Below are 12,230 nucleotides of genomic sequence, written 5' to 3' on the forward strand. Positions count from 1 at the left end.
CCACCAATCCCACCGGGAAGGCAGGCCATGACTACCAGTACCGTCCTTGTCGCCGGAGCCACCGGCGATCTCGGCCAACGCATTGTTCGTGAGCTGCTGCGCCACGACACGCTCGTCCGGGTCCTTACCCGTCCCGGGAGCGGCAGGGCGCAGAAAGTCTTCGGCGGGGCGGATCGCGTGCAGGTCCGCGAGGCCGTCTACACGGACCACGCCGGCCTCGTCTCCGCCCTGTCCGGCGTCGACACGGTCATCTCGGCTGTCAGCGGGGCGCGTCCGGTCATCATCGACGCGCAAAGGTCGCTCCTCGCAGCCGCCATCGAGGCAGGTGTGGCGCGGTTCATCCCGTCGGATTACTCCGCCGACTACCGTCGCGTCACTCCCGGCAGCAACCGGAACTTCGAGCTCCGCCGTGATTTCGCCGCGGAACTCGACGCCGCTCCCCTCCGCGTGACGTCCGTCCTGAACGGTGCGTTTGCGGACATGCTCACCGGGCAGGCGCCCATGATCCTGTTCTCGCGCCGCCGGGTCCTCTACTGGTCCTCAGCCGACCAAATCCTCGACTTCACCACCAAAGATGATGTGGCACGCGTCGTCGCGCTTGTCGCGCTCGACAAGGCCGCACCCCGGGTTGTCGAAGTGGCCGGTGACCGGGTCACTGCCCGTTCCGTTGCCCGGACCATGACCGAACTCACGGGAAAGCCCTTTGCGCTGCAGTGGGCCGGAACCACCGGGACCCTGTCGGCGATGGGCAGGATCGGCCGCCGCTTCTCGAAGGACAGGGAGGGAGCCTTTCCGGCCTGGCAGGGCATGCAGTACTTCTTCAGCATGTTCAGCGGCCAGGCCGAACTCCGCCATGTCGACAACCACCGGTACGGGCCGCACCGGTGGACTTCGGTCCGCGATGTCCTCCAAGGTCACCTGGCACAGACAACGGCCGATCGCTGATCCCAAACGCTGCAGCCGGCACCTGCCGCCACCCGGGAATGCGACGGGCCCAAGACATGAAAGAGGGGAAGACCATGGTGGTCTTCCCCTCTTCCTTACCCCCGCCTTTCCGGCGGGCCGGCAGCTGGGTTATTGAGTGGGCTGGTCGAACCGCTGCCCGGCCGGGTCCGGCCCCATGAGGGTGAAGACCAGCAGGATGATCGCTCCGGCGAACGGAATGAGTCCCAGCAGGATCAGCCAGCCGCTCTTGTTGCTGTCATGCAGGCGGCGGACCGTCAGAGCCAGCGACGGGACGATGGTGGCCAGGCCCCAGATCATGCCCAGGATCAGTCCGACAACTGCTCCAGGACCCAGCTGCGGAGCGCTGCCGTAAGTCGACGTTGACGCCACCATGCCGGAGCTGATGATGATGTTCAGGACGATGCCGACGATGACGGCGACGAGCGTCCACCACCAGTATTCGCTCCTGCTGGCCCGGCCGGAGAAGGCTGCATACTTCTTGAAGAACCGCTTGACCGCCACCGGGAACGGGGCGCCATAGTAAGGGGCCCAGAGCGGGGGTTCCCCGCCGGGCCAGGACTGCTGGGACGGATACTGCTGCGGCGGATAGGGCTGCTGCGACGGGTATTGCGGATAGCTCAAGGTTTCCCCCAGGTGTCAGAAGTGACTGGAACGTGCTCATCGTACTGTCGATGCGGTCGAAATAGCCTGCACAGGGGTAACAATTTTCCCAATTTTCCCCGGAACAACAAGGAAACGGCCGCTCCCGGAGATACCGCCGCGGGCCGCGTCCATGGGCTAGTTTGGGAACGAAGCGCCCTGCCCCGGGGCCCCGACAAGGAGCGCCGATTGGACAACATCGCCCGCAAGTGGTTTTTGAGCAGGTCCGAGCGCGGAAATCCTGCCAGTGCCGTGCAAGCGTTGAACGACGGATCACCAGCGTGGTCAGAGGGAAACCTGGTGCGGCCCTTGATCCACGGGGCGTCCTACTTTTCCCGCTTGCACGGGGAATTGTCGGCTCTCAAGGCCGGTGACCGGGTGTGGTTCACGGACTGGCGGGGGGATGCCGATGAGCGGCTTTCCGCTGACGGCCCAACGATTGGCACGGTGCTGGCGGAGCTGGCCCGGGTAGGGGTGGAAGTCCGTGGACTCGTTTGGCGGTCCCATGGAGAGCGGATATCGGCCCCCATCAGTGGACGCTCCAACGAACTGCTCAGCAGGCGAATCAACGATGCAGGCGGCGAAGCGCTGCTGGACCAGCGGGTGCGCCTCTTCGGTTCCCATCACCAGAAACTGGTGGTGATCCGCCGTCGCGACGACCCATCGAAGGACGTCGCTTTCGTTGGCGGGCTGGACCTCTCACACAGCCGCCGGGATGACGCCCGCCATGGCGGTGACCCGCAGGCGGTGAAGATGGACCCCAAGTACGGTCAGCGGCCCCCCTGGCACGACGCCGCGCTGGAGCTGCGTGGCCCCGTAGTGGCTGATGTCCTGGCGGTCTTCGCTGAACGCTGGAACGATCCCCACCCGTTGGACCGGCACACGCCATACCGCATGTTGCTGCAGCGCCTGGCCCGGATGCCCCGTCACCCCCGGCCCCTGCCTGACGCTGCCCCACCCCCGCCGCCGGCGGGCCCGCACGCAGTCCAGCTGCTGCGTACGTACGGCCGGAAGCATCCACCCTTCCCGTTCGCTCCCAACGGCGAGCGCAGCATTGCCCGCGCCTACGCGAAAGCCTTCTCGCAGGCCCGTTCCCTCATCTACATCGAGGACCAGTATTTGTGGTCAACAGATGTCGCGGCCGGAATCGCAACCGCGTTGGAGCGCAACCCTTCGCTCCAGGTGATCATCGTCGTCCCTCGCTATCCGGACTCTGACGGTCGGCTGGGCGGCCCGCCCAGGCGGCTGGGCCAACAGCGTGCCGTCTCCATGCTCCGGCGGGCCGCACCGGACCGGGTTGGCGTCTTCGACCTGGAGAACAGCGACAGCACGCCGATCTACGTCCACGCCAAAATCTGCATTATCGACGACACCTGGTTTACCTGCGGATCGGACAATTTCAACCGCCGGTCCTGGACCACTGACAGCGAACTGACGTGCGCCGTCGTCGATACCTCCCAACCGGAAAGAGGCAGCCCCGGCGAGGCCGGCCAACCTGCCCGATCCGGGCCGTTGGCCAGGGAGCTACGGATCCAGCTGTGGACCGAGCACCTGGGGCTGGACCCCGACGACCCGCGGCTCCTTGAGCCGACGGCCAGCCTGGACTTGTGGAACAGCACTGCCGATGCCCTTGCGCAGTGGCACCGAAACGGGCGCCGCGCTCCTCGGCCTCCCGGACAGGTGCAGCGCCACACCATAGAGCCCCTGCCGCCCCTCCACCGGCTCTGGGCCGATCCCCTGTACCGGCTTGTCGTGGACCCGGACGGGCGCCCTCGGTCCCTCCGCGGCACAGACCGGTTCTAGGCGCCGGTAGCGGGAAGGTTTCGGGCCACGCAACGGGGGCCACGCGGCACGAACAACCTGCAGTGGCACTGTGCGGGCGCGGTAAGTTGGAGCGGTACTTACAGCCGAGCGTGGATAGGGAGAAGACATGAAGGCCATCGTGTACGAAGAGACGGGCCCATCGGCGGTCCTGAAGCTCCGCGACAGGCCCTTGGTGGACCCCGGCCAGGACGAGGTCAGGGTCCGGCTGCTGGTGTCCGGAGTGAACCCTACTGACTGGAAGTCACGCTCCGGCGGCGGGAGCAGGAAACTGGACGCGCCCAAGGTTCCCAACCAGGACGGAGCCGGGGTGATCGATGCCGTAGGTGCCGGGGTAGCCAGGTTCGGCGTCGGGGACCGTGTCTGGCTCTGGGATGTCGCGTGGGGCGGCAACGAAGGCACCGCACAGGAGTACGTCACTGTCCCGGCCGGAAAGGTTGTGCCTCTTCCGGACGGAGAGTCCTTTGACGCCGGCGCCTCACTCGGCATCCCTGCTTTGACTGCCCACCGGGCCCTCACCTCAAGCGAAGGCGGACCGTCCCGGCTCTCCCCCGGGGCCCTGGCCGGACGGACCGTCCTTGTCACCGGCGGCGCGGGGGCAGTGGGTCATGCAGCCATCCAGTTGGCACGATGGGCCGGGGCAACCGTCATCACCACCGTCAGCGGCGACCACAAAGCGGAACTGGCCCGGCGGGCGGGAGCAGGCACGGTCATCAATTACCGGACCGACGACGTGGTGCGTGCTGTCCGCGACGCGGCCCCGGACGGTGTGGACACCATTGTGGAGGTTAACGCTCCGGCAAACATCGAGGCAGGCCTGGAGGTGCTCAAGCCGGGCGGGACGATCTCCGTCTACGCCGCAAACCCCGGGGAGTCACTGACCGTGCCCATCCGCGAGGGCATGACGAAAAACGTCCGGCTGCAATTCATCCTCACCTACACGGTGACTGACGAACAGAAACAGGATGCGGTTGCTGCGGTCTCCGGAGCCCTTGAGGCCGGCGCGCTCCGGGTCGGCGAAGACTACGGGCTGCCGCTGACCCGCTTCCCCCTTGAAGAGACCGCCGCTGCGCACGACGCCGTTGAACAGGGCATCGTCGGAAAGGTGCTCATCGACGTCGCGCCGTAACCGGCGGGGACCGGCGGCGGCGACGCCGCCTGGGCACTATTGCGAAAGCCGGTCCCTCGCCGCATGCTCGACAAGCACCGGTATGAAAGCGCGCACCCTCCCGGTATCAAGCATGCTGTGCTCCTGCTGCACCACGTCTTCGATCTGCTCCCTGGACAGCGTAGGAAACCTCGCTGCCAACCGGTCCACCACTTCGCCGAGGGCCCGCAACTCTTCGCTTACTCCCATCGTGAAAGTGTCAGCGGCGTTGAGAACCTCGTCAAGACTTGACTATGCAGCCGGCTTTGCGGTGTGTGGAGGGCTCCCAGGGAGCGTGTCCAACGGCGGGCGCCGAGCCGCACCGGGCAGCCTCGCCGCCCGCCTGGTCGCCGTGTGCACACCCGCCCACAAGCCGTCAGTGCGGATGCAACCTGCGGGGACGGGAATGGCGGTGGATACGCGAACCGGCCACGGCAGGCCGGTACTCGATCCGACGTTTCTCCGTCCGGACATCACGCCGTTGCTGGCGCCGCGCTTTGCGTTCCGGACGGTCAATGGCGGACAGGATGGTCAGCGTCACCGCCATCCACAGGAGTGCGGTCCCCAACACCAAAGCGATCTCCAGCTCCGTGCTCATAGTCCCAATTTTAGGGCCCCACGGCTCCGGCTGACCCTGCGCAGATCCACATCGAAGCCGCCTAAATCCACAGCGTCCGCGGCGCTTCCTATTGGGGAATACGGGCCGGATGCTGTACGTTTCATACCCGACAGCCAATCAAAGAAAAGAGAAGCACCTAAAGTGGCAACCGATTACGATGAACTGCGTTCCGACGTCAAGGAATCGCAGGACAACTCACTTGAGCAGCTCCAGTCAGCAAATGCTCCCGACGCCCGCAGTGTTGTGCAGGAGTTGGACGAAGCTGACGGGCTGGACGGCGCCGGCGTCCCTGGCGGCGAATTCGTCGCTGAGGAACTCGTAGTCCAGGTCATTCCGCAGGCAGAGGACGAATTCACCTGCTACTCCTGTTTCCTGGTCCGGCACCGGTCCCAGATTGCGCGCCAGAAAGACGGCCACAGCTACTGCACTGAGTGCGAAGGCTAGGAAGAAACAGTTCCGGGCAAAACACCTGGACCCTCGTGAAAACCATCCGGAAGGCACGCCGCACAAGGCGTGCCTTCCGGTTTTAAGCGTTCACCCAGACAAAGTGGGTAACGTGCCGTCAAGGAACTTACGACGACGACCCGGCAGCCAGGAGGCAGCGTTGGACAGCCCAGCTGGCGTATGGAACACCTTCGCGGCGGCCTTCTCCCAGGCACCCGTGCCCAACATCACCTGGGTAGAGATGTTGCTGTCCCTGGCAGCAGCCACGGCGCTGTCCATCCCGCGCCGTTCCTGGCGCTACTTTGGACTCCTTGCCACCGCAACTCACGAACTGGGCCACGCGGTTGCCGCTGTAACCTCGGGCCAGCGGCTGTCCGGGATCCGGCTCCGTCTGGACCACTCCGGAACAACGACTGCCTACAGCCGGAGCCGTGTTGCCGCTGCCTGGTCGTGTTTCTGGGGCTATCCGGTCCCGGCACTCGTTGGTGCGGCGTTCGTGTGGTGCGGAGTCACCGGGTGGGGTGCCGCAGCCATGGCGGCAAGCGTGGTGGTCCTGGCCGCGTCAATACTGTTCCTTCGCAACCTTGCCGGATTCCCCATCACCCTGACCGCCATGGCCGGCGCCGCTGCCCTCACGTTCCTGGCAACGGCCTCGGCTGCCGGACATGCCGCCGTCATCTTCGGCCTCGCCTTGCTCGTGGCCGCAGTCCGGGACCTGGCCAAACTCACCCACGTCCACCTCCGGCGTCGCGACCGCCTGGAAAGTTCCGACGCATACCTGCTGTACCGCGCCACCTCCGTGCCGTCCGCCGTCTGGATCACCATCTTCAGCGCGCTCGTGGCCGGCTCATGGCTTGCGGCCTGGCTGCCCGTCTCCCGGATCCTGCTTGGCGGCGCCTGAATTGTTGAGCCGGACGCATACGCTAGTGCCATGAGCCAGGAAACCGACAGCAGTCCCACAGCGACGGACCACAGCACCGAGCACAGCACCCGAGGCGCATATGTGACCGGCGGTGCGGAGTTCACCCGTGACACCAACTACATCGAAGACCGCATCACCAGGGATGCCGCCCCCGGCAGCAACGGTGAACCCGGCTGGCCGGTGGAAGCGGGACGGTACCGGCTCATTGCCGCCAGGGCTTGCCCGTGGGCCAACCGAACGGTCATAGTCCGCAGGCTGCTGGGCCTTGAAGACGTCATCTCACTGGGCCAGCCCGGACCTACCCACGATGCCCGGTCCTGGACGTTCGACCTCGATCCCGGTGGCGTTGATCCCGTCCTGGGCATTGAGCGCATCCAGGAGGCCTATTTCAAGCGTTTCCCTGACTATCCGCGGGGCATCACCGTCCCCGCCGTCGTGGATATACCAACCGGCGAAGTCGTGACCAACAACTTCCCGCAGATCACGCTCGACTTTTCCACCGAATGGGTGGATTTCCACCGGCCGGGCGCACCGGAACTCTACCCGGAGCACCTCCGCGGGGAGATCGACCGGATCAACAAGCGCGTCTTCACCGAAGTCAACAACGGCGTCTACCGCTGCGGTTTCGCCGGTTCGCAGGAGGCCTACGACGCCGCGTACGACCGGCTCTGGACGGCCCTGGACTGGCTCGAAGAGCGGCTCTCGCGCCAGCGGTACCTCGTCGGCGATACCATCACCGAAGCGGACGTCAGGCTCTTCACCACGCTGGCCCGCTTCGACGCCGTTTACCACGGCCACTTCAAGTGCAACCGGCAAAAGCTCAGTGAGATGCCCGCGCTCTGGGGCTACGCCCGGGACCTGTTCCAAACTCCGGGCTTCGGTGATACCACCGATTTCGTCCAGATCAAGCAGCATTACTACATCGTCCACGAGGACATCAACCCCACCGGGATCGTGCCGAAGGGGCCGGACCTGGCTGGCTGGCTGACCCCGCATGGCCGCGAAGCGCTTGGCGGCCGGCCTTTCGGGGACGGCACACCGCCGGGTCCGGTACGGCCGGGCGAAGAAGTGGCTGCCGGACACGGAGCCGTGGGCTAGTCCGCAAAGCCCGGGCAGGAAATCGCTTTCCCCTATGCTGGGAGGCATGCTGACTTCCCTTGGCTTCGTCGCCCCCGGATACGAGAACGTGCTGGCCTTGTTCGAGACCCTGCTCGCTGAGGACCCCCGGTACAGCGCCCAACTGGCGGCCTACCAGGGATCCCGGCAGGTGGTCCGGCTGACTGGAGGCCCGGACATGGCGCCGGACACCCTGACGGGGGCGTACTCCTGTTCAAAGGGCGTCGGTGCGATGGTCATCGCACTGCTGGTCCAGGACGGCCTCCTCGATTTGGACCGTCCGGTGGCCCACTACTGGCCGGAGTTCGCCGCCCACGGCAAAGACAGGCTGCTGGTCCGGGAAGCCCTGTCCCATCAGGCCGGATTATTGGGTATCGACGGCGGGTTCGGGCTCACCGAGTTCACCACGCCCGAGGCTGCGGCGCGGCTCGCCGCGTTACCGCCCCTCTGGGAGCCGGGGCGGCAGTTCGGATATCACGCCCTCACTATTGGAATTCTGATGGAGGAGCTGTGCCGACGCACCGCCGGCGAGCCATTGCAGGCTGTCTACGAAGCAAGGATCCGCGCGCCCCACGGCGTGGACTTCTTCCTCGGCCTGCCGGAAGAACTGGAACCGCGGTACCGGGACGTCCTCTACCAGGACACCCCCGACCAGGGATGGGTGGACCCGCTGAGCCTGGAAGGGATTAACGGCAACGCACCCGTCAGCACCATCATGGAGCTGCCGAACATCCGCGCAGTCCGGGCAGCAGGCATGTCCGCGGCCGGAGGAGTGGGATCCGCCGAGGGGCTGGCCCGCCTCTACGCCGCCGCAACCACCGGCGTCGACGGCGGCCGTCCCTTCCTCGAGGCCACAACCATCGAAGCAATGTCACGGGAACAGGTGTGGGGCCTTGACCGGTCCTCTGGGCTCGATAATGCGTTCGCCGTCGTCTTCATGAAACCGCACCCGTCAAGGAACTTCGGCAGCCACCGCGCATTCGGGCATGAGGGAGCGAACGCTGCCCTTGGCTTTGCGGATCCCTCCTACGCCCTTGGCTTCGGATATGTCCCCCGCCGCCAGGAGGAAGGGCGGACCCCGGGCAGGGCCCACCGGCTGGCCTCCGAAGTGCGGCGTTCCGCGGCCGGCTTGTCCTGACGGGATGCCGGCCTTACTGTGGCCGGATGGGCAATACTCAAGCACGACCGGACGCACGGTGGGCTCGGGGGACCCAACTTCTCAAACAATCGGTGGAAGGAATTTCCGCTGCCTTTGCAGCGCAACGGCTGCAACTGGCGGCGAAAGCCGCGCTCGCAGCGGGCCTGGCTTTCACAATCGCTCCGCTGATGCCCGGGGCGGCGTCGCACTACACGTATTATGCGCCGCTGGGCGCCCTGGTGGCCATGTACCGCAACGTCGCGGGCTCGGTCCGGAACGGACTCCAGGCCATCGCGGGACTTGCCGTGGGGATCGGTTTGGCGTTCATCCTGGTCAGCATTTCCGATCCCTCACCGTTGACGGTGGCTCTCTTCATGGGCGTCGGAGTGCTGTTGGGCGGGCTGCCAGGCATCGGCTCCGGCAGTGACTGGATTCCAACGGCCGCGCTCCTGGTCCTGCTGGTCGGCGGCAGGAATGCCGAGGACTTCTCCTACGGCTACCTCCTGCAGATGGCCGCTGGAGTGGCAGTGGGCATCGCCGTGAACTTCCTGATCTTTCCACCGCTGCACCTGAACGCGGCCGCCACCAGCCTGGCCGAACTCAGGCGCGCCCTTGGCAGGCAACTGACCGACATGGGTGCGGCCCTGACGGAAAAATGGCCGCCGGAACACGAGGAATGGTCGCGCAGGTCGGAGGAGCTGTCCGACGCGGCAAGATCGGTACGCCACCTGGTCAAGGAAGCTGATGCCAGCCGGCGCGCCAACCCGCGGCGAAAGCTGCATCCGAGGGACATCGACCAGGACTACCGCGAGTTGCAGAACCTGGAGCAGGTGACATTCCATATCCAGGACATGACCGATGTTCTTTCCGACGTGATCTGGAACAACGACCTGCCGTATGAGATTCCCCTCGAGGACACCGAACCCCTGGCCGCTGCGATCACGGCCACTGGAGAATTGCTGTCTATCGATGTCGAAGGTGAAGACAACAATCACCAGGACCGCTATGCCGCGGCCAAGGCGGCAGTGGAAGCCTGCATGGCCGCCACCACCGCCAGGCAAGCCGAGGAGGGCACCGTCCCGGCCTCCGAATCGGTCCTCCTGAGCCTGCACCGCATCCTGCGCGCCGCCAAGCCGAAGGACTGATCCGGCGCACCGTCATACTGCCTAAAGCGCTGAGACTGTGCCGTGGAAGTGGCGCCGCCCCGAACGTGGGTTCCAGGCCACATAGCGCGAATGTTTCCACGCACCGGACGAGGCCTGGTCCGTGCTGATCTCCAAAGCCACCCGGCACGGCAGGAAAACCGGCGCTTCAAACTCCACGTCCCAGCTGAAGGCGTCGCCCCGGGCGGGACCGACGTCGGCGAGCGCACGCGAGGCGAGGTACATTCCGTGGGCTATCGACCGGCGCATCCCCAGCGCCTTGGCCGAGAGGACGCTCAGGTGGATTGGATTAAAGTCACCTGACACGGCGGCGTACGCCCGTCCTGTGTCCACCCCCAAGTGCCACAGCGCCGTCGGTGCCGGAGCAATGAATTCCGGTTTCGGCGCCGCGGCGGTTGGTTTGTCGATGCCGGGAAGGAACAACCCCTTGGCCAGGTAGGTGGAAACTCCGCGCCAGTGAATGTCCGCCGAGCCCGCGCGTCGCACCTCAGCCACGACGTCCACCTGCGTCCCTGCCCGGTGGCCTCGAAGATTTTCCACCCTGGCGGTCATGTCAAGCACGTCCGTGAAGACCAACGGCGTTCTCTGCTCAACGCTGTTGCGCAGGTGGATCATCCCCAGCAGCGGCAGTGGGAAGTCGTCGCGGTTCATGACGCTCATGGCGAGGGGAAAGGCCAGGGCATGGATGAAGCCGGCAGGCAGGACGTCACTGGCGGTCTCACCAATGAGGTGCTGGTACGCCGTGAGGTTTCCAACGTCCACGGTGACGCCCCTGACGTCGTGGCTCTCGGCCGGAAGATCGGCGGAATCATGCGTTCCCAGGAGCCTGCGACGTGCTGCCTGGGCGGCGGCGTTGACATACAGCTTGGACAGCGAGGGCATCTCCGCCAGGATCACTGGTTGCTGGAGTGTCATGCCCCCACCAGGTTTTGACCGCACACCCGCAACACCTCCCCGTTGATACCACCTGCGGCGTCGCTGGCCAGGAAGGCAATGGTTTCCGCCACGTCCGCGGGAAGGCCTCCCTGTTGCAGCGAGTTGAGCCGGCGCGCCACCTCACGGACCGCAAAAGGGATCCGCGCAGTCATCTCGGTCTCAATGAACCCGGGCGCGACGGCATTGATGGTGCCGCCACTGGCGGCGAGCAGCGGTGCCGTGGCCCGCACCATTCCCATCACGCCTGCTTTGGAGGCGGCGTAGTTGGTTTGGCCCCTGTTGCCGGCAATGCCACTCGTGGAGGCAACTGACACGATCCGCGGTGACGAGCGGAAGTGGTCCGCGGCGAGGAGGGCTTCGTTGATCCGAAGCTGGGCTGCGATGTTGATGTTGATGACCGAGTTCCACCGGGAATGGTCCATGTTGGCCAGCAGTTTGTCCCGGGTAATCCCGGCATTGTGCACCACGATATCCAGGCGGCCATGCCGCTGCGCTGCATGCTCAAGGATCCGCGCCCCGGCGTCTGCGCCGCTGATGTCCAGCTGCAGCGCCGTACCCCTCACCTCGTTGGCCACGGCCGCCAGCTGGTCACCCGCCGCCGGAATGTCAACCAGGACCAGCATGGCACCGTCGCGGTGCAGGGTCCGGGCAATCTGCGCGCCGATACCCCTGGCTGCGCCTGTCACCACAGCGACCTTGCCCTCCAGCGGCCGGTCTGTGTTGGCGGGAAGCGCACCGTCCGGGGAAGAGACCGTCAGGAACTGCCCGTCAACAAATGCCGAGCGGCTGGAAAGGAAGAACCTGATGGCGCCCAGTGCGCTGGGACTCGTGGTGGTGGTGCCGTCCGAGAGGAGGACACCGTTGGCCGTGGCGCCCGCCCGCAACTCTTTGGCCAGGGAACGCAGGAAACCATCCACGCCCTGGCGGGCAGCCGCTGCTGCAGGGGAAGAAACGCCCGCCGCGGGCCGGGACACCGCAATGACCCGACCTCCGGCCTGCAGGTCCCGCAACGAACCTGCAGCGGAGAGTACCGGCTGTTCCAAATCCGCGGGATGCTCCAGCTCGTCGAGGACCAGGATGATGGCGCCCAGCTTTTCGGCCGGAACGGCGTGCCTCCGGACATCGAGGTCCCACGACAGCAGTTCGGTGGCGAGGCTGTCCGCCGCAGGACTGTTTCCGACGACGACGACCGGGCCAACGACCAGCGGTTGTCCTGGCTGGTAGCGCCGAAGCACTGCGGGCTGCGGGAGTCCGAGCTTTCTGGCCAGGTTGCGGCCCGCACCGCTGTTGACCAGCTGGGTATATGTATCCGTCATGAC

13 protein-coding genes are annotated in these 12,230 nt (G+C 65.9%); 8 read left to right on the forward strand and 5 right to left on the reverse strand.

Going from position 1 to position 12,230, the window contains the following annotated elements; all coding sequences use genetic code 11:
* Window positions 1-27: 27 nt before the first annotated feature.
* Window positions 28-945: an NmrA family NAD(P)-binding protein gene (locus QRM96_RS01580; protein WP_109044598.1), complete on the forward strand. Its 918-nt coding sequence runs from the start codon at window positions 28-30 to the stop codon at window positions 943-945.
* A gap of 129 nt (window positions 946-1,074) precedes the next feature.
* Here QRM96_RS01580 and QRM96_RS01585 read toward each other — a convergent pair whose 3' ends face one another.
* Window positions 1,075-1,587: a DUF805 domain-containing protein gene (locus QRM96_RS01585; RefSeq protein WP_109044599.1), complete on the reverse strand. Its 513-nt coding sequence runs from the start codon at window positions 1,585-1,587 to the stop codon at window positions 1,075-1,077.
* 357 nt (window positions 1,588-1,944) lie between these two features.
* Here QRM96_RS01585 and QRM96_RS01590 point away from each other — a divergent pair, with 357 nt between their 5' ends.
* Both QRM96_RS01590 and QRM96_RS01595 read left to right on the forward strand, forming a co-directional pair.
* Window positions 1,945-3,408: a phospholipase D family protein gene (locus QRM96_RS01590; protein WP_285318086.1), complete on the forward strand. Its 1,464-nt coding sequence runs from the start codon at window positions 1,945-1,947 to the stop codon at window positions 3,406-3,408.
* Window positions 3,409-3,535: 127 nt separating this feature from the next.
* Window positions 3,536-4,555 (forward strand): NADPH:quinone reductase, encoded by a 1,020-nt coding sequence (locus QRM96_RS01595; RefSeq protein WP_018761326.1) that lies wholly within the window; start codon window positions 3,536-3,538, stop codon window positions 4,553-4,555.
* Between the two features lie 36 nt (window positions 4,556-4,591).
* Here the strand turns inward: QRM96_RS01595 and QRM96_RS01600 are convergent, their stop codons facing one another.
* Both QRM96_RS01600 and QRM96_RS01605 read right to left on the reverse strand, forming a co-directional pair.
* The gene (locus QRM96_RS01600) at window positions 4,592-4,783 is read right to left on the reverse strand and encodes a three-helix bundle dimerization domain-containing protein (RefSeq protein ID WP_018761325.1); all 192 of its coding nucleotides are present in this window, start codon (window positions 4,781-4,783) and stop codon (window positions 4,592-4,594) included.
* 166 nt (window positions 4,784-4,949) lie between these two features.
* Entirely contained in the window at window positions 4,950-5,171 is a 222-nt protein-coding gene (locus tag QRM96_RS01605; protein WP_285318087.1) for a hypothetical protein, read from the reverse strand.
* 162 nt (window positions 5,172-5,333) lie between these two features.
* On the opposite strand from QRM96_RS01605, the gene QRM96_RS01610 reads away from it, so the two are divergent.
* The 5 genes from QRM96_RS01610 (at window position 5,334) to QRM96_RS01630 (ending at window position 9,957) form a co-directional block, all read left to right on the forward strand.
* Complete coding sequence (locus QRM96_RS01610; protein WP_018761323.1) at window positions 5,334-5,636, forward strand: DUF4193 domain-containing protein; 303 nt, start codon at window positions 5,334-5,336, stop codon at window positions 5,634-5,636.
* 160 nt (window positions 5,637-5,796) lie between these two features.
* Window positions 5,797-6,537 carry a M50 family metallopeptidase gene (locus QRM96_RS01615; protein ID WP_285318088.1) on the forward strand — a complete coding sequence of 247 codons (741 nt, stop codon included), beginning with the start codon at window positions 5,797-5,799 and terminating at the stop codon, window positions 6,535-6,537.
* A gap of 30 nt (window positions 6,538-6,567) precedes the next feature.
* Window positions 6,568-7,656, forward strand: coding sequence for a glutathione S-transferase family protein (locus QRM96_RS01620; protein ID WP_018761321.1), 1,089 nt, complete (start codon window positions 6,568-6,570; stop codon window positions 7,654-7,656).
* A gap of 46 nt (window positions 7,657-7,702) precedes the next feature.
* A complete protein-coding gene (locus QRM96_RS01625; RefSeq protein ID WP_026264463.1) occupies window positions 7,703-8,812 on the forward strand; it encodes an EstA family serine hydrolase in 1,110 nt (369 codons plus the stop codon).
* Between the two features lie 92 nt (window positions 8,813-8,904).
* Window positions 8,905-9,957 carry an FUSC family protein gene (locus tag QRM96_RS01630; protein WP_018761319.1) on the forward strand — a complete coding sequence of 351 codons (1,053 nt, stop codon included), beginning with the start codon at window positions 8,905-8,907 and terminating at the stop codon, window positions 9,955-9,957.
* Between the two features lie 21 nt (window positions 9,958-9,978).
* On the opposite strand, the gene QRM96_RS01635 is transcribed toward QRM96_RS01630, so the two are convergent.
* Complete coding sequence (locus QRM96_RS01635; RefSeq protein WP_285318091.1) at window positions 9,979-10,890, reverse strand: MaoC family dehydratase; 912 nt, start codon at window positions 10,888-10,890, stop codon at window positions 9,979-9,981.
* Complete coding sequence (locus QRM96_RS01640) at window positions 10,887-12,227, reverse strand: 3-oxoacyl-ACP reductase (protein ID WP_285318093.1); 1,341 nt, start codon at window positions 12,225-12,227, stop codon at window positions 10,887-10,889. The genes QRM96_RS01635 and QRM96_RS01640 overlap by 4 nt, the downstream gene beginning before the upstream one ends.
* Between the last annotated feature and the right edge of the window lie 3 nt (window positions 12,228-12,230).

The organism is Pseudarthrobacter sp. lyk4-40-TYG-27 (assembly GCF_030209295.1).
Classification (GTDB): domain Bacteria; phylum Actinomycetota; class Actinomycetes; order Actinomycetales; family Micrococcaceae; genus Arthrobacter.